This window comes from Priestia sp. SIMBA_032 (genome assembly GCF_046535215.1).
Classification (GTDB): Bacteria; Bacillota; Bacilli; order Bacillales; family Bacillaceae_H; genus Priestia; species Priestia aryabhattai.
In genome coordinates, this window is sequence record NZ_JAWRXD010000002.1 from 305,312 (window position 1) to 322,329 (window position 17,018).

General features: G+C 37.5%; 23 protein-coding genes. 18 read left to right on the forward strand and 5 right to left on the reverse strand.

Going from position 1 to position 17,018, the window contains the following annotated elements; all coding sequences use genetic code 11:
* Positions 1-92: 92 nt before the first annotated feature.
* Both SB717_RS07450 and SB717_RS07455 read left to right on the forward strand, forming a co-directional pair.
* Entirely contained in the window at positions 93-1,859 is a 1,767-nt protein-coding gene (locus tag SB717_RS07450; RefSeq protein ID WP_074677585.1) for a peptidoglycan D,D-transpeptidase FtsI family protein, read from the forward strand.
* Between the two features lie 117 nt (positions 1,860-1,976).
* Complete coding sequence (locus SB717_RS07455) at positions 1,977-2,642, forward strand: YrrS family protein (RefSeq protein WP_098622818.1); 666 nt, start codon at positions 1,977-1,979, stop codon at positions 2,640-2,642.
* Positions 2,643-2,654: 12 nt separating this feature from the next.
* Here SB717_RS07455 and SB717_RS07460 read toward each other — a convergent pair whose 3' ends face one another.
* Positions 2,655-2,870, reverse strand: a complete 216-nt coding sequence (locus SB717_RS07460; RefSeq protein WP_033579671.1) for a YrzA family protein — start codon at positions 2,868-2,870, stop codon at positions 2,655-2,657.
* A 139-nt stretch (positions 2,871-3,009) separates the two neighbouring features.
* Between SB717_RS07460 and SB717_RS07465 the strand changes: the two genes are divergently transcribed.
* From SB717_RS07465 to SB717_RS07490, 6 genes are all read left to right on the forward strand, one after another.
* Complete coding sequence (locus SB717_RS07465; protein ID WP_098622819.1) at positions 3,010-3,651, forward strand: class I SAM-dependent methyltransferase; 642 nt, start codon at positions 3,010-3,012, stop codon at positions 3,649-3,651.
* A gap of 17 nt (positions 3,652-3,668) precedes the next feature.
* Positions 3,669-4,364 (forward strand): 5'-methylthioadenosine/S-adenosylhomocysteine nucleosidase, encoded by a 696-nt coding sequence (gene mtnN, locus SB717_RS07470; RefSeq protein WP_074677579.1) that lies wholly within the window; start codon positions 3,669-3,671, stop codon positions 4,362-4,364.
* A gap of 143 nt (positions 4,365-4,507) precedes the next feature.
* Positions 4,508-5,431, forward strand: coding sequence for a PLP-dependent cysteine synthase family protein (locus SB717_RS07475; RefSeq protein WP_074677577.1), 924 nt, complete (start codon positions 4,508-4,510; stop codon positions 5,429-5,431).
* A gap of 1 nt (position 5,432) precedes the next feature.
* Entirely contained in the window at positions 5,433-6,566 is a 1,134-nt protein-coding gene (locus tag SB717_RS07480; protein ID WP_410903527.1) for a bifunctional cystathionine gamma-lyase/homocysteine desulfhydrase, read from the forward strand.
* Positions 6,567-6,647: 81 nt separating this feature from the next.
* Complete coding sequence (locus SB717_RS07485; protein ID WP_074677573.1) at positions 6,648-6,878, forward strand: YrhC family protein; 231 nt, start codon at positions 6,648-6,650, stop codon at positions 6,876-6,878.
* Between the two features lie 390 nt (positions 6,879-7,268).
* Complete coding sequence (locus SB717_RS07490) at positions 7,269-7,409, forward strand: YrzI family small protein (RefSeq protein WP_014458165.1); 141 nt, start codon at positions 7,269-7,271, stop codon at positions 7,407-7,409.
* Between the two features lie 170 nt (positions 7,410-7,579).
* Here SB717_RS07490 and sigK read toward each other — a convergent pair whose 3' ends face one another.
* On the reverse strand, positions 7,580-8,308 hold the full coding sequence (gene sigK / locus SB717_RS07495; RefSeq protein WP_013059268.1) for an RNA polymerase sporulation sigma factor SigK: 729 nt from the start codon (positions 8,306-8,308) through the stop codon (positions 7,580-7,582).
* Between the two features lie 217 nt (positions 8,309-8,525).
* Between sigK and SB717_RS07500 the strand changes: the two genes are divergently transcribed.
* Positions 8,526-8,675: a hypothetical protein gene (locus SB717_RS07500; RefSeq protein WP_014458166.1), complete on the forward strand. Its 150-nt coding sequence runs from the start codon at positions 8,526-8,528 to the stop codon at positions 8,673-8,675.
* A 174-nt stretch (positions 8,676-8,849) separates the two neighbouring features.
* Here the strand turns inward: SB717_RS07500 and pssA are convergent, their stop codons facing one another.
* Positions 8,850-9,389, reverse strand: coding sequence for a CDP-diacylglycerol--serine O-phosphatidyltransferase (gene pssA / locus SB717_RS07505; protein ID WP_013059266.1), 540 nt, complete (start codon positions 9,387-9,389; stop codon positions 8,850-8,852).
* Positions 9,390-9,503: 114 nt separating this feature from the next.
* Here pssA and SB717_RS07510 point away from each other — a divergent pair, with 114 nt between their 5' ends.
* A complete protein-coding gene (locus SB717_RS07510) occupies positions 9,504-10,286 on the forward strand; it encodes a phosphatidylserine decarboxylase (RefSeq protein ID WP_074677571.1) in 783 nt (260 codons plus the stop codon).
* Positions 10,287-10,362: 76 nt separating this feature from the next.
* On the opposite strand, the gene SB717_RS07515 is transcribed toward SB717_RS07510, so the two are convergent.
* On the reverse strand, positions 10,363-10,503 hold the full coding sequence (locus SB717_RS07515; protein WP_013059264.1) for a sporulation histidine kinase inhibitor Sda: 141 nt from the start codon (positions 10,501-10,503) through the stop codon (positions 10,363-10,365).
* A gap of 549 nt (positions 10,504-11,052) precedes the next feature.
* Here SB717_RS07515 and SB717_RS07520 point away from each other — a divergent pair.
* From SB717_RS07520 to SB717_RS07555, 8 genes are read left to right on the forward strand one after another with little or no spacing between them, the layout of a single operon-like run.
* Positions 11,053-11,565, forward strand: a complete 513-nt coding sequence (locus tag SB717_RS07520) for a YqeG family HAD IIIA-type phosphatase (protein WP_013059263.1) — start codon at positions 11,053-11,055, stop codon at positions 11,563-11,565.
* A gap of 3 nt (positions 11,566-11,568) precedes the next feature.
* The gene (yqeH, locus tag SB717_RS07525; RefSeq protein WP_410903528.1) at positions 11,569-12,675 is read left to right on the forward strand and encodes a ribosome biogenesis GTPase YqeH; all 1,107 of its coding nucleotides are present in this window, start codon (positions 11,569-11,571) and stop codon (positions 12,673-12,675) included.
* A gap of 19 nt (positions 12,676-12,694) precedes the next feature.
* Positions 12,695-13,534, forward strand: a complete 840-nt coding sequence (aroE, locus tag SB717_RS07530; RefSeq protein ID WP_410903529.1) for a shikimate dehydrogenase — start codon at positions 12,695-12,697, stop codon at positions 13,532-13,534.
* A gap of 18 nt (positions 13,535-13,552) precedes the next feature.
* The gene (gene yhbY / locus SB717_RS07535; RefSeq protein ID WP_013059260.1) at positions 13,553-13,852 is read left to right on the forward strand and encodes a ribosome assembly RNA-binding protein YhbY; all 300 of its coding nucleotides are present in this window, start codon (positions 13,553-13,555) and stop codon (positions 13,850-13,852) included.
* Positions 13,853-13,912: 60 nt separating this feature from the next.
* Entirely contained in the window at positions 13,913-14,485 is a 573-nt protein-coding gene (locus SB717_RS07540) for a nicotinate-nucleotide adenylyltransferase (protein WP_013059259.1), read from the forward strand.
* Positions 14,472-15,044, forward strand: a complete 573-nt coding sequence (yqeK, locus tag SB717_RS07545; protein ID WP_144645890.1) for a bis(5'-nucleosyl)-tetraphosphatase (symmetrical) YqeK — start codon at positions 14,472-14,474, stop codon at positions 15,042-15,044. The genes SB717_RS07540 and yqeK overlap by 14 nt, the downstream gene beginning before the upstream one ends.
* Positions 15,037-15,390 carry a ribosome silencing factor gene (gene rsfS / locus SB717_RS07550; protein ID WP_013085071.1) on the forward strand — a complete coding sequence of 118 codons (354 nt, stop codon included), beginning with the start codon at positions 15,037-15,039 and terminating at the stop codon, positions 15,388-15,390. The genes yqeK and rsfS overlap by 8 nt, the downstream gene beginning before the upstream one ends.
* Complete coding sequence (locus SB717_RS07555; protein ID WP_098622825.1) at positions 15,387-16,145, forward strand: class I SAM-dependent DNA methyltransferase; 759 nt, start codon at positions 15,387-15,389, stop codon at positions 16,143-16,145. The genes rsfS and SB717_RS07555 overlap by 4 nt, the downstream gene beginning before the upstream one ends.
* A 40-nt stretch (positions 16,146-16,185) precedes the next feature.
* Here SB717_RS07555 and comER read toward each other — a convergent pair whose 3' ends face one another.
* Positions 16,186-17,016, reverse strand: coding sequence for a late competence protein ComER (comER, locus tag SB717_RS07560; protein ID WP_074677561.1), 831 nt, complete (start codon positions 17,014-17,016; stop codon positions 16,186-16,188).
* Between the last annotated feature and the right edge of the window lie 2 nt (positions 17,017-17,018).

Genomic DNA, 17,018 nt, shown 5'->3' on the forward strand with positions numbered 1-17,018 from the left:
TTTGTGAAATGAAAAAAAGAATGAATATTTCTTAAGATAATGGTTTTAAAAGTAATGGCAACGTCGACACTTGTAAAGAGTGAGGTGTAGTCATGAAAATAATTCACAAGCGAATTTATATTACTCTTATTTTTATTTTATTATTAATTAGTGGACTGGGAGCACGGCTTGTTCAACTCCAGCTTGTCAGCACAGAATCTTTTACTGATAAAAATATTAACTTAATTGAAGGAAGCGTAAAACAGCGTACGCAGGAAATGTTGGTAGACGACGGGCGAGGGAAATTTGAAGATAAAAATGGCCAGTCTTTAACATCTATCACGCATAATCGCTTAGTCCTGTTTCCATTTTTAGAAAAAATGAAGTGGCCCGTTCAGCAAGTAAGCGAAATTGTGGGGATACAACCACGGGAACTAACGAACAGACTAGCGAATGCTAAAACACCGGTTGTTATTACAAAAGAATTATCCCATGCACAAGTCGAAAAAATAAATGCATTAAAGGTACCTGGCGTGTTTGGAATTCCTTTAAAAGATGAGCGTCCAGTTCCTCTTGCTGAACATTTAATCGGACTAGAGGCACAAAGCAAACAAATAATTGAAGAGAAGTACAGTGATAAATTGAAAAATGGAGCCATTAAATCAACTACGCGTGTAGGTATCTCAGGGATGCAGAGGGCTTTTGACGAGTTTTTGCTGCCTGAACAAGAGTCTAAGCTTCTTTATCATGTTGATCGCCTAGGTGGGCCCATGTTTGGCATCGATGTAAAATATACGGGCACAGCTAATCCTTATTATCCAGTCAGCGTGCGTACGACGCTTGATTTGTCTGCTCAGGAGCTAGTGGAGAATACATTAAATCATTATAAGTTAAAAGACGGAGGAGCCGTCTTAATTGATATAAAAAACAATAAAGTAATTGCTATGGCCAGCAGGCCTTCAATTAATAAGAAAGATCCATTTAAAAAACAAAACGGTTCAGACAGCGTAGAAAATCGTTTGCTGACGCCGCAAACTCCTGGATCTATATTTAAAACCGTAACAGCAGCTGCAGCGCTTGAACAAAATAAAATTCAGCCTTCTTTTACCTATAACTGCGATAAAAGTATTTATGGCAATAATGTAGAAGAAGATCATCAAAAAGGGCAGCTGACGTTTGAAGAAAGCTTCGCGCAAAGTTGTAATGCAACGTTTGCCCAGCTAGCAAAAGAAATGATTATATCTAATCCGAATATCCTTGAACAATATGCTGATAAGTTAGGGCTTATTCAGCCTGTAGGATGGACGGGTGATGTGTTTCACTTTGAACATTTTAAGCAGTTTTTAGGAGAAAAATCGGGAAGAGTTTGGACAAATGATAGAGAAAAAAAGGTACCAAATGCTGTAGCGCAAACGGCAATTGGACAGCTTGACGTAAAAGTGACTCCGCTTGCAGTAGCAAATATGATGGCGACAATTGCACGCGGAGGAGAAAAGAAGCAGGTAAAAGCGGTAGATGCGCTGGACTATAAAAACAACACGTCACTGTATACGTTTAAAGAGCATGAGCTAAAGGGAGATACCATTAATAAAGCCACAGCTGCTTCTATGCAGCAGCTTTTAAAAGGTGTCGTACAGAGCGAAAAAGGAACAGGAAGAAGATTTCAAACGCTTCCTTATGAAGTGGCAGGAAAGTCAGGAACTGCTGAAATCAATGTGAAAGACGATACCGTCAATAAATGGTTTGCGGGTTACTTTCCTGCAGATGATCCAAAATATGCAATGGTAGTAGTGGATTTAAATACAAAAAGTGCGATATCTCCCACAAACAGCGTATTTTATGATATTGTTAAAGGGATGTATGACTTAAATACACGTTAAAACAAGAAGAATTTGTAAAAAATATTACAAATATACTTCAAATAAATTTTGATGCTTCATGTATAAGAAAACACATGTTAGAATAAAGCATTATAAAAGTTGGAGGAAATTGTAGCAATGAATAACAATCGTTCTTCAAGACACGAAAACAAAGAAAAAAAAGTAAACCGATTATATAATCTGTTAATTGCTGTCGTAGCAGTTTTAATTGTATTTGTCGGTGGTACGATGATTCTTGGAAACAAGGATAAATCGGATAACCAAGCGGAAACAAATCAAAACAATCCGCAAACAAATGACCAAAAAACGGACAAGACGGCTAAAAAAGAAGATGATTCTTCGAAAGATGATCAAGCGACAGATGATCAAGCAACGGACGATCAAAGTTCTGAAGATGACCAAAGCTCTGAAGATGATCAAGCAACAGATGAAGAATCCAACGACTCAGATTCACAGGCTGAAGTAGAGAAAAATCCAGAGCCTGGCGTGGCAGAACGCAAGGTAGATCCTTCATGGGATTCAGTAGGTACGTCACAAGATGCACCTGCAGCAACATATAAAAAAGGATCAACGGATTGGAACGAAATGCTAAAAGCTGTAGGCGAAGGGTCAGGCATTAGCCCAAGCAACATGACCGTATGGCGTTTAGGGAATAACGGTGGCGTAGGTAAAGCCGTAGCTACGGTTAGTCCTAAAGGCAACTCATCAACAAAATACCGCGTTCAAATTGAATGGGTAGATGGAGAAGGCTGGAAGCCCGCAGTAGTGGATAAGCTTCAATAAAAAAGCAGCGCACTAGCGCTGCTTTTTTATTTTGAAATGAACAACTGCAGAGTACAGTTTTTTACCTTGTTCATAGTCCACAGACATTTGATGAGATACGCTATGCACCTCAAGTAAAATCGCTTTATTTTGATCAATTTTTTCAGCAATTTGTTTTTCAAGCATTTTAACATCAGGCGCTTCAAAAAATTCTATTTTATCTTCAATCATTTCAAATTCAAAATTCATCTTACGGCCTCCTTACCTCATTACTATAGTATAGCAAATAGAAAGTTAAAAGCTTAAAATATTTATAAATGAAGAACAAACGATAACTAAAAACATACTATATCCATAAGAAATATTAGTTATAAGGAGGCGTTTTTTTATGGGTCTAGAGTTTTTAGATATCTTTGAAAAGTGGGCGGATGAGTATGATGCATCGGTAAGCGGGAAAGATGAACAGTATAGAGAAGTGTTTCGCAATTATAATGAAATTTTAGAATATGTAGCAGACCGTTCAATAGGGCATGTGATAGAATTTGGAACAGGCACTGGAAACTTAACAAAAAAACTTTTAGAAAAAGAACTTACGGTAGTAGGAATTGAGCCGTCAGTGCCAATGAGACAATTGGCACACCAGAAATTAGGGGCAGATGTTTTAGTCACACCAGGAGACTTTTTACAGTTTGATACATCTTTGTTTCCAGCAGAGAGCTTAGTTAGTACGTATGCATTTCATCATTTAACAGATAAAGAAAAAGAAGAAGCTGTGATAAACTATGGAAAGTTACTTCAAACCGGTGGTAAAATAGTGTTTGCTGATACAATGTTTGAAACAGCGGATTCATTTGCTGATACCATTGTTCAGGCAAAACAAAAAGGGTATACGCAACTAGCAGAAGATCTAGAGAGGGAATACTATACAACGATTCCCGTCTTAAAGCAAATTTTTGAAAGCAATGGTTTTCACATAACCTTTACACAATTTAATCACTTTGTGTGGGTATTGGAGGCAACGAAACAATAGTAGAAAGAGGTTTTAAAATGAAAGTAGCAATCATTGGAGCAATGGAAGAAGAAGTGACGATTTTACGCGATAAAATTGAGAATCGTCAAGAAACAGTAATCGCAGGATGTGAATACTCAACAGGAACAATCAGCGGTGTCGAGGTTGTATTATTAAAATCAGGTATTGGAAAAGTAAATGCGGCGTTATCTACAGCCCTTTTACTAGAGAAGTTCAAACCTGATTACGTTATTAACACAGGGTCAGCAGGCGGTTTCCATCCAGAGTTAAACGTAGGGGATGCGGTTATTTCAACAGAAGTTCGCCATCATGATGTAGATGTAACGGTATTCAACTATGAATATGGTCAAGTGCCAAACTTGCCTGCAGCTTTTAAAGCAGATGAAAAACTAGTTCGTCTTGCTGAAGAAAGCGCTCTTGAAGTAACGGATATGAAAATTGTAAAAGGACTAATTGCTACAGGAGATTCGTTCATGAACGATCCTGTGCGCGTAGAGTTTGTTCGCTCTAAGTTTCCAGACCTTTATGCAGCTGAAATGGAAGCAGCGGCTGTTGCTCAAGTATGCTATCAATTTGGCGTACCGTTTGTTATTCTTCGTGCTCTTTCTGACATCGCCGGCAAAGAATCAAATATTTCTTTTGAGCAATTTTTAGAAAAAGCAGCTGTTAATTCAACGAAATTAGTATTGAATTTTATTACAAAATTAAAATAAGCTGTTCATAAAATATAGAGTTTGTTTTCGTCTACACTCTGCATCGTTTTTCATAACATGGGGTGTAGACTATATTTTTATCTCAATTCCTACTTTGTTTATGGGTTAAGTTATATTATTTCGATAGCGAGGTGTTTGAGATTATGAAGGTAGCCAAAAACGTTCATGAATTGATTGGAAACACACCTATGATTGAGATTACACAATTTGATTTACCTAGGGAAATCAGGATATTTGCCAAACTGGAATACGTTAATCCAGGAGGAAGTGTAAAAGATCGTTTAGGAAAAGAACTGCTGCAAGAAGCTCTTGGCTCTGGAAGACTGAAGCGAGGCGGAACGGTGGTTGAGCCTACTGCTGGGAATACGGGGATCGGGCTGGCTTTAGCTGCTCTGCAGCACGAAATAAACGTCATACTATGTGTTCCAGAAAAATTCAGTATTGAAAAACAGCAGCTCATGAAGGCTTTGGGGGCAACGGTGGTTCAAACACCTACTGAAGCTGGCATGAAAGGTGCTATAAACAAAGCTCAAGAGCTGCTGCGTGAAATACCTGGTTCTTATTGTCCTCAGCAGTTTGCTAATCCGGCTAATCCTATGACTTATTACAAAACCTTAGGGCCAGAAATATATGAACAGCTTGATGGGAAAATTGACGTGTTTGTAGCTGGAGCAGGTACAGGGGGAACATTTATGGGTACAGCGAAATTTTTGAAAGAAAAAAATCCTTCTCTAAAAACAGTCATTGTTGAGCCAGAAGGTTCAATTTTAAACGGAGGGAAATCGGGCCCTCACTTAACTGAAGGAATTGGAATGGAGTTCATCCCTGATTATATGGAGCGGTCTTATTTTAATACTATTCATACTGTTGAAGATGTTTATGCTTTTCAAAGAGTGAAAGAGCTGGCTTTAAAAGAAGGGTTACTAGTAGGGAGCTCTTCAGGAGCAGCCTTCGAAGCAGCTCTAATCGAAGCGAAAAATGCAGAAAAAGGGGCTCATATCGTCACGATTTTTCCTGATAGCAGTGAACGGTACTTAAGTAAAAATATTTACAGTGGAGGAAGATAAGATGAAACGTAAAACACAGTTGATTCATGGTGGAATTGTTGGCGATGAACAGACGGGTGCTGTCTCTGTTCCTATTTATCAAGTGAGTACTTATAAACAAGAGGGAGCAGGAAAACATACGGGATATGAGTATTCGAGAACCGGTAACCCTACACGGCACGCCCTGGAAGAACTTATTAAAGAAATTGAAGGAGGGTATGCTGGATTTGCGTTTGGCTCTGGTATGGCCGCTACTACTGCCGTTTTCATGCTGTTTAACAGCGGAGATCATGTGTTAATTACAGATGACGTATACGGAGGAACGTATCGAGTGATCACAAAAGTGCTAAGCCGTATCGGCATTGAGGCTACTTTTATTGATACAAGTGACATCCAAAACATCGAGAAAGAAATTCGCCCTAACACAAAAGCCATTTTTATTGAAACTCCAACGAATCCTCTTCTAAAAATTACTGATTTGCAGCATGCTTCTTTAGTAGCTAAACAACACCATTTACTTACCATCGTTGACAACACATTCATTACGCCGTATTGGCAAAATCCTATCGAAAAAGGCGCAGATATTGTTCTGCACAGTGCGACTAAGTATTTAGGTGGCCACAGTGACGTTGTAGCAGGGCTAGCAGTTGTGAATTCGCCTAAATTAGCTAAAGACCTTCATTTTATTCAAAATGCGACTGGAGGCATTTTAGGACCTCAGGATTCTTGGCTTTTAATGAGGGGGATTAAAACATTAGGAATACGAATGGAAGAACATGAATTCAACACTGGGAAAATCGTAGAATTTTTACTTGCTCATCCTGCTGTGACAAAAGTATATTATCCAGGATTAAAAACCCACCCAAACCACGTCATTGCTAAAAAGCAAGCAAGAGGTTTTGGGGGAATGGTTTCGTTTGATGTGGGAAGCGAAGAGAAAGTGGAACGCGTACTGAGCAAAGTGAAGTATTTTACATTAGCAGAAAGTTTAGGAGCCATCGAAAGCCTCATTTCCATTCCTTCTAAAATGACTCATGCTTCTATACCGAGCGACCGACGTAAAGAACTAGGAATTACAGATGGATTAATTCGTATTTCTGTAGGTCTTGAAGATGTAGAAGATTTACTTGAAGACTTAGAAAGAGCATTGAAATGAAGGTGGTAAAAATAGGATTTTTATAGACCTATAGATCTATGATAAAGTAGAGTTATAACATTCTACTGAGAAGGTGATTGTATGAAAGCTCAACACATCAAAGCAAAAATTGAAGATTACAGCCGCTTTATTTACGTCCTTCTAGCCGTAAGTACATTCTTGTATATTGGTGTTATGATTGGCCAAGGTGAAAAAAGCGATATACAGCTTGGAATAATGGAAGCGATTGTTATTCTTTTTACCGCCCTTGCTTTTTATTTTAGTTATCAAACTAAAAAACTAAAAAAAGAATTAATGAAAGAAAAAGAATAATAGATATAAAAAGGCGATTATTCATCGTCTTTTTTTTATGAGGGTTGAAAAAAATAAAAAAATTTCCTATTTTTCAAAAAAACAGTTTACTTTTTATGAGTACGTGGATATAATTACCAATGTAAGGAAAATACTTTATTAAAAGGAGGTCGAGTCATATGTTAAGACGTTTATCAGGTATGGATCATTCAGTTTGGGCTATGTTCAAAAATCGTCTATATACGTATACTATTCGGCCGTGTTCCTGTATCAAGTAACTTTCTTACCTTGATCGTTAAAACACGTTAATTCACCACAGGTGCGAATAGTAGCCCTGTGGTTTTTATTGTTTTTCAGCCACAGGATGCTTATGCATAACTGTGGTTTTTTTTGTATAAGGAGGTGATTGTAATGACACTGAATATTTTCTTTTTAACTATTACCATAAAGTCCCGTCAATACTCAGAGGAAGAAATTAAGCATGAACAGTATGTAAGACAATTAGAAGAAGAAATAAAAGACCGCAAGTATGAATTTTATCGTCATTTCTAATTTGAACAGTGGAAAGGAGTGGATGAATGATGATTAATCAAAAAGGATATATCGTTGTATGGCTGCTTGTGGAGAAAGATTCCACCTAAATGACTAGTAGGGGGAGTAATGATGTGTTTGCTGCGGATTATCATTTGGAAATTATTTTAAAAAAAGAGCGGAAAGAAGGATTAATTCTCCTTCTTTCCGCTCTTTTTTTTCTCTTTTTCGGCTCTGTAAAATTCGTGAAACATTTTCATCAGCGCTCGCTTTTCAATTCGCGAAACATAACTTCTTGAAATATTTAATTCTTTTGCAATTTCTCGCTGGGTTTTTTCATCCTGCAGATCCAAACCGAAGCGGCCAACAATTACTTCCTTTTCTCGATCATCGAGGATATCGATGTATTCTTTTATTTTTTCTAATTCCATATTTAGTTGAATCATATCAATTACATCGTCTGATTCTGATTTTAATACATCAATCAAACTGATTTCATTTCCTTCTTTATCTTGGCCAATTGGATCATGCAGCGACACATCTTTTTTTGTTTTTTTGAGCGCTCGCAAGTGCATCAATATTTCATTTTCAATACAGCGCGCGGCATAAGTAGCTAATTTTGTGCCTTTTCCTTGAGAATAACTTTCGATTGCTTTAATTAAACCGATTGTCCCAATTGAAATTAAATCTTCCGCATCCTCTCCTGTGTTTTCAAACTTTTTAACAATATGCGCAACGAGTCGGAGATTGTGTTCAATGAGAAGGTTTCGCGCTTCTTGATCTCCTTGTTCCATTAAAGATAAATATCTCTTTTCTTCAGCAGCAGACAAGGGTTGAGGAAACGCATTGTTTTTTACGTAGGAAACAAGGAAAACCAATTCTTTAAAGAAATAGCCTAGTGCGGTAAATAATGCAGACATCTCTTCACCTCCATAAGGGGATATCAACCTGTGAGAGACTAACATTACACTATATGTAAAAAGAAGGATGTCTTTGCCTGTACGTTTAAAATTCCCCCCGGGACAAGAGAGTTTGAAAAAGTCCGCAGATTTTTCTTTAGAGATAGTTACCAGCCTATACAGGGAAAAAGTATGTACATACGCTAGTAGTAGTTCATAGTGTAAGGAGGGAGAGAGTATGTACGGTTATGGAGGCTGCTGTTATCCTAATTATCCAGCATACCCATGTGGGGGAGGCTTCGGCTGGGGACTTGGATTGTTGATTGTTCTATTTGTCCTGTTATTAATTTTCGGAAGCTTCTATTGGTTTTTTAGCTGCTGGTGTTAAAAAAACTCATGCGTGTGCATGAGTTTTTTTAGGTGACATATCCTACCGAATAGAACCATTCATTTTTAAGAATTCTTAAGGAATTTTCGCTTTGTTTCTTAAAGAAGATGATTTATTCTATAATTAAGAAAAGTAGCAAGACGATAATATGCCTCCGCAAAAGTAAATGGAGCTCTATACTTTTTTTAGCTTGAAAGTACTAATCATCAAGCAAGCGAGTACGATAATCAAAAACATATAAAAGTGTGAAGGCAAATAAGGGACGCCTAGGTAGCTAAGAGTTAATAAACAACCTGCTGCGGTAATAGGAAGCCCTGTAAAATACCCAGTATTTTCTGTGATGTTAAAGCGGGCAAGACGAAGCGCTCCGCAAGCAATGTAACAGATGGTTACAATTGAACCTGCAGCACCAAAGTGAGACAAAATACTTTGATAAAGTAGTAGAGCTGGAGCGATGCCAAATGATATAATATCGCACATGGAGTCCAGTTGTTTTCCAAGTTCAGATTCAATTTGCAGCTTTCTGGCTACCATGCCGTCGAATCGATCTGCTAACGCTGCTAAAAAAATTAGTAATAAACTTAAGTTCAATTCATTTTTCATGACAAATAAAATAGCAAAGCTTCCTAAACTTAAATTAACAATCGTTAAGGAGTTTGCCGCTTGGGATCTCAACTTTTTAATTGTATGATCTAGATAGTCTAATAAAAACAATTTCCTCACTCCTTTAAAGGATGGAATGAACTAAAGGTAAAAATAATGGTAATTTCATTGTAGACGCAAACCTTATTCTAGTAAAGAACTATTAAGTATGTGGAGGTAAAATTATTGTTGCAGCACCTGTATCGAACGTTTATTGAGCTTACGAATCACAAAGGATCATCGAAGCTCATTCGAAAATTCACTTTCTCTAAATGGAGTCGGTTTGTTATACCCTCCTATACAAAAGTTTTTAAAGTAAATAAAGAAGAAATGGACAAGCCTCTGCATCATTATCAAAACTTACACGAGCTATTTATTCGCCGTTTAAATCCTTCTGCCCGTCCGGTCGATCAGCAGAAAGATAGCGTTGTCAGTCCTGTAGATGCAAAGATAGAAGCATATGGAGTCATTACGCCTCAAAAAGAAATGATTGTAAAAAACAAACCTTATTCTATACAGGAAATGGTTTCAAATGATCTCATTCTTGAAAAATATATAGAAGGACAGTTTATTATCCTCTATCTTAGTCCGAAAGACTATCATCGCATTCACAGTCCGCTTAAAGCCCAAATAGGGAATACGTGGACCGTTGGACAAAAGTCTTATCCAGTAAATTCATTAGGAATCAAGTACGGGAAAGAACCGCTGGTGAAAAATTTCCGGAAGCTCACGGAGTTAACATTTGAAAATGGTCACATGCTGATGGTAAAAGTAGGAGCCATGTTTATCAACAGCATTGAAGCGGTTTCTAAAAAAGAAGTAGTCGAAAAAGGGGAAGAAATGGCTTACTTCACGTTTGGTTCGACTGTCATTTTATTATTTGAGAAGAACTCAATCACTTTTGATTCTAACGTTCACTCAGGTTCTTATGTAAAGTATGGAGAACCAATTGCTCATTTGAAAAAATAGAGCCTGTATAATAAAAGAGTAGATAGATGATAAATGAAGATGCAGCTTTCTTTTATTAAGAAGGCTCTTTTATTCGTTAAGAAGGAATTTGTATGCTAATCTTTAATGATCTTCTTTCAATTTCCTCTTCAATTAATTTTATAAAATCAGGGCTTAATTGCAGTTCGGTTGCTTTGCTGTATGATTCAATAAGCAGCTCATCTGATAATTTTCTCATAAGATTGCCGCCACCTCCTACTAAAATAAATATCCTAAAAAGTTATATTTAAATGCTAATAAATTCCTTATTTATAATCTAACACGAATCAAATAAAGGAACAATCGTTCTGTTATCCACAGCTTTCGGTGGATAAAATGTGGGTATGTTGTTTATAATTACCATTAATTGCTGAACTATAACAGAGGATAATGTGTATAAACTTATCCACATAGTTGGGCTTATCATTTTTTGTCGAAAACTTTTAACAGAATTTGTTTACCACTTACCCTATTTGATAAGTAATAAACGTTTTCTGCACTATTTTTTATTTTAAGTTTGCAAAGAGTGAATGTATTGTAAGCCCACGAACAAATAGAGGTTTACTACCTTTTGTCAATAACTTTCTGTATAAAGTTAAAGCATTCACAAGGCATATCCTTTATACTAAGAAAAGACCTGTTTTTGAAGAGAATAAAATTTTAGGTTGGAAAATAACAAGAAGTCGTTATAATGATAGACGGCGTTAATTTTAGTATGTAACTATATATTCGAGGTGCATGATACGTGTTGAAACTTTTTTTACCAAATGAACATGTGAAAAACGTGTTTCAAATTAAGCCAGACGATTTGAAAGAGCGCGGCATAAAAGGAATTATTACCGACTTAGATAACACGTTGGTGGAATGGGATCGCCCTGATGCCACTCCGGAATTAATTGAGTGGTTTCAGTTAATGAAAGATAGTGGAATTAAAATCACGATTGTATCGAATAATGTGGAGAAACGAGTCAAGCTGTTTTCAGATCCAGTTGGACTTCCATTTGTATATAAAGCACGCAAACCGATGCGTAAAGCATTTAGAAGAGCTCTTCGTGATATGGAGCTGCAAAAAGATGAGGTTGTGGTCATTGGCGACCAGCTTTTAACGGATGTATTAGGAGGAAATCGCCTAGGCGTATATACGGTTTTGGTTGTACCAGTTGCGCAAACAGATGGATTTGTAACGAAATTTAACCGTAAAATGGAACGAAGAATTCTAGGTTGGATGAAACGAAAAGGTATGATTAACTGGGAGGATTAAAACGTGAGTGAAGAAAAAATACAGTGCGTAGGATGCGGAGTGGAGATTCAAACAGAACGACCGAATGAACTTGGCTACACTCCAAAATCAGCATTAGAAAAAGAAGCTATTATTTGCCAGCGATGCTTTCGCTTGAAGCATTATAATGAAGTACAAGATGTTTCCTTAACCGACGATGATTTTTTAAAAATCTTAAATGGGATTGGTCAAACGGACGGTTTGGTTGTAAAAGTTGTAGATATATTTGACTTTAACGGCAGCTGGTTACCTGGTTTGCATCGATTTGTTGGAAATAACAAGGTTCTTTTAGTGGGAAATAAAGCAGATTTACTGCCAAAGTCTATAAAGAAAAATAAACTCATTCATTGGATGAAGCGAGAAGCGAAAGAGCTTGGGCTAAAATCAGTGGATGTGTTCCTCATGAGCGCGCAAAAAGGACAAGGAATTCGAGAAATTGCCGAAACTATTGAACATTATCGCGAAGGTAAAGATGTATATGTTGTTGGATGTACAAACGTTGGTAAATCGACATTTATTAATGCCATTATTAAAGAAGTAACGGGAGAAAAAGATATTATTACTACATCTCAATATCCGGGAACAACGCTGGATATGATTGATATTCCGCTTGATAACGGCGCGTCTTTATATGATACGCCTGGCATTATTAATCACCATCAAATGGCTCACTATGTAGATAAACGAGACTTAAAGTTAATTTCTCCTAAAAAAGAAATAAAGCCGAAGGTTTATCAGCTAAACGAAGGGCAAACGTTATACTTTGGAGGACTGGCGCGCTTAGATTATGTACAGGGAGGCCGCAAGTCATTAACATGTTACGTATCGAATGATTTGCATATCCATCGTACAAAGCTTGAAAAAGCAGATGAGTTGTATGAAAAGCAAGCAGGTGAACTGCTTCAGCCGCCGCGCCCAGAGCAAATGAGTGAGTTTCCTGAACTTGTTGCACATGAATTTACAATAAAAAATGAAAAAACGGATATTGTTTTTTCAGGGCTTGGCTGGGTGACGGTTAATGAGCCAGGTTCAAAAGTTGTGGCGCATGCACCAAAAGGAGTCGGCGTATTTGTGCGCGATTCTTTAATTTAAACAAAAAGGGGAAAAAATCTTGAGTACATTATATGGGCTAGTTGGTTATCCGCTTGGGCATTCACTATCGCCATTGATGCAAAATGATGCCTTTAAACGTCTGAACATGGATGCGCACTATGAGGCTTTTCCGATTGAACCTGTTCATTTTGATTCAGCTATTGGAGAGCTAAAAGATAAAAACATTCAAGGATTTAATGTCACGATTCCGTATAAAGTTGATATTATAAATCATTTGGATGAAGTCGATCCATTAGCAAAGGCAATTGGCGCTGTAAATACAGTTGTTAATCAAGATGGCCGTTATATTGGATACAATACCGACGGAGAGGGATATGTGACTTCTTTACTCAAAGCAGTAAAAGGCGGCTTATCCAAAAAAAGAATTTTAATTATTGGAGCTGGAGGAGCTGCAAAAGCTATTTTTTATACAATTGCAGCTCAGCACGCTCCCGATGTAATTGCGATATGCAATCGTACCGTCGAAAAAGCAGCTGTACTAGCTAACGAGCTGCCTTTTTCGACGAAAACGGCGGCGATGTCTATTTCTGATGCGGAAAAACAACTAGATACATTCGATATTATTATTAATACCACTTCGGTGGGGATGTATCCTAACGTTGATGAGCTGCCTTTAGCACTTACTTTATTGCAAAAAGCAGCGGTAGTCAGCGATATTATTTACAACCCTTTAAAAACAAAGCTTTTGAAAGAGGCTGAAGCAAAAGGGGCAGGCACTCATAACGGTGTCGGTATGTTTGTACTGCAAGGTGCACTTGCATTTGAAAAGTGGACGAACGTCCGTCCTGACGAAGAGGCAATGGAACACATTGTTCTTTCAACACTAACTAAGAGATAAGATACAACGGAGGTTTTTATGTTAACAGGTAAACAAAAACGTTTTTTACGTTCAAAAGCACATCATTTAAATCCAATTTTCCAAGTAGGAAAAGGTGGAGTCAATGAAAATATGATTGGTCAAATTGCTGATGCATTAGAAGCAAGAGAATTATTAAAAGTAAGCATTCTGCAAAACTGTGACGAAGATCGTGACACGGTTGCTGCTCGATTAACAAAAGGAACAAAAGCAGAGCTTGTACAAGTGATTGGAAATACAATTGTATTATATAAAGAATCACGCGAAAATAAGCAGTTAATGCTTCCAAAAGTGAAATGAAATAGAGCGGGGAAACCCGCTCTATTTAAAAATGAAGTAAATTAAAGGAGTCGGGGATTGTTGAAGAGTATTGGAATTTTAGGTGGAACATTCAATCCGCCTCATTTGGGGCATTTAATGATGGCAAATGAGGTTTTGCATGCCTTGAAATTAGATGAGATATGGTTCATGCCGTCGTATATTCCACCTCATAAAACAATCAAAGAGCCTATTGAGCCATATCATCGTTTACAAATGCTAAAGCTAGCTATTGAAGAACATGATCAATTTACCCTGCAGCCGATTGAATTTGAACGCAAAGAGCCTTCATATACATATGATACGATGAGAATACTAACAGAGAAATATCCAACGTATCAGTTTCATTTCATCGTTGGTGCTGATATGGTAGAATATTTGCCGAAGTGGTATGAAATTGATGAATTAGTCAATTTGGTTACATTTGTAGGTGTAAAGCGCCCGGGGTATACCATTACGTCCCCTTACCCGATAAAAGAAGTAGAAGTTCCGCAGTTTGATGTCTCCTCTTCCTTTATTCGCGAACGAGTAGTAAAGAAAGAAACCATTCGTTATTTTATACCTGCTGGTGTTAAACAATATATCGAGGAGAATCAATTATATGAATCGAACTGAGGCATTAGAAATCGTAAAGAAACAGTTAACAGAACGCCGTTATATTCATACTGTCGGGGTAATGGAAACAGCAATTGAATTAGCTAAGCGTTTTGGAGCAGACGAAAAAAAAGCAGAATTGGCTGCTATTTTTCATGACTACGCCAAGTTTCGTCCAAAGGAAGAGATGAAGCAAATTATTATTGATCAAAACATGAGCCCTTCTTTATTGGAATACAATACCGAATTATGGCATGCTCCAGTAGGCGCGTTTTTAGTGAGAAATGAAGTAGGGATTACGGATAAGGAAGTATTGGATGCAATTGCTTACCATACATCCGGAAGACCTGGCATGACGTTACTTGAAAAAATTGTGTACGTTGCTGATTACATTGAACCTGGAAGGAGATTTCCAGGTGTTGATGAAGTGCGGGAGTTAGCTAAAATGGACTTAAATGCAGCACTTATTCAATCACTGAAAAACACCATTTCTTTTTTAATGACTAAACATCAGGCCGTTTACCCCGATACGATGATGACATATAATGATTTAATCTTAGGAGGTCAAACACATGACTGAACGTGAATTGCTATCTCTTGTTGTAGAAGCAGCAGACGATAAAAAAGCAATCGATATCGTAGCGTTAAATATGGAAGGAATCTCACTTGTGGCAGATTATTTTGTTATTTGTCACGGTAACTCAGATAAACAAGTGCAGGCAATCGCTCGTGAAATTAAAGAAAAAGCACACGAACAAGGCATTTCTGTGAAGCGTTTAGAAGGATTTGAGCAGGCTAAGTGGGTTCTTGTTGATCTTGGAGATGTTGTGGTTCACATTTTCCATAAAGATGAGCGCGGATATTATAACTTAGAACGCTTATGGGGAGATGCACCATTTGTAAGTTCAGAAGAGCTACAGCTATGAGCAGGTACGGAGAATTTGCCTACGTATATGATCAGCTAATGGCAGATGTTCCGTATGACGATTGGGCTGAATTTTTTAATCAGCAGGTGGCAAAAGCGAAAACAAAGCCTGACAGTATATTAGACCTTGCCTGCGGCACGGGAGAACTCTCCGTTCGATTTGCACAAGAAGGTTTCTCCGTAGTAGGCGTTGATTTGTCTGATGATATGCTTATGGTAGCCCAGGAAAAGGCGGTAGAAGCAGGGGTAACGCTATCTCTTTTTCAGCAAAACATGGCGGAACTTGAGTTATTGAAAGAGTTCGACTGTGTAGTAATCTTTTGTGATTCTTTGAACTATTTGCAAAGTGATAAAGAAGTTCAAGAAACCATTCAACGTGTATATAAGCACTTAAAACCAGGTGGGCTCTTTATATTTGATGTTCATTCAGTGCACAAGATGAAAGACGTATTTGGAAATCAATCTTTTTCTTACGTAGATGAAGACGTGTCATATATTTGGAACTGCACCTATGACGATACAGACATGCGCGTAGAGCATGATATTACGTTTTTTGCTTATGATGAAGAAATCGATGCATATCATCGCTTTGATGAAGTGCATGCTCAGCGCACTTGGTCGATTGACCATTATCACTCATGGCTGAGCGAAGCTGGTTTTATAAATATAGAAATAAGTGCAGATTTCAAAATGAGTAAGCCTACTTCAAACAGTGAGCGCATCTTTTTCTCTGCGCAAAAAAAAGAAGCCGAGTAGAGGCTTCTTTTTTTGTTTCAAAGCAGGATTTCTACAGAAATTATGGAATAAGACTATCAAACTGATTGTGAACAAGCTCAATGTCTTCGTCAAATTTTTCATGTGTTTTTTGAAATACGTGCACAAACATCTCTCCGAGTTCAGCTTCTAAAACTTTAATACCTTCTCCAGTTACACCGCCTTTTACGCATACTTTATCCTGCAAGGTAGGAAGCGTAAATATTTCTTTTTCCAACAGTTTTCCCATTCCAATAATCATATCGCTGGCCATGACGGTAGCTTCTTCTGCAGAAATATTTGTTTCTTGAACTGCTGCATCAATAAAGCGCTGAAGCAAAAAGCTGAAGAATGCAGGACCGCAGCTTACGATATCGGATGATACGCGCGTAATCGTTTGATCAATGGCCACAGGCTTTGACATAGATGAAAATAGTTCATGTAAATAATTTTGGTAAAAAGGCGTACATCTTTCTCCAAACGTGAAAAGAGAAACACCTGCTAATGCCCGATTCGTAATGCTAGGGATAATTCTAGCTGCTTGACTCGGAATGAGGCGTTCGATTTGTTCTACGCTAATTGGACTGGTAATGGATACAATGCAGTGATCTTTCGTCAGCAGTGGTTCTAATTTTATTAAAAGGGGGTGAATATCCAATGGCTTAACACAAATAAAGATGACTTTGGATGCGTGAACAACTTCTTCAGCTGTATCAGCAACATGAATTTTTTTATGCTGCTGTTGAATCTCTTTGGCTCTTTTTTTTGTACGATTCATAATAGTAATTTTAGAAGGACGTACGGCTTTTGATTCAATAAACGCATCAATTAATATTTTCCCCATGTTTCCTGTTCCGATAAACCCTATGTTCACTG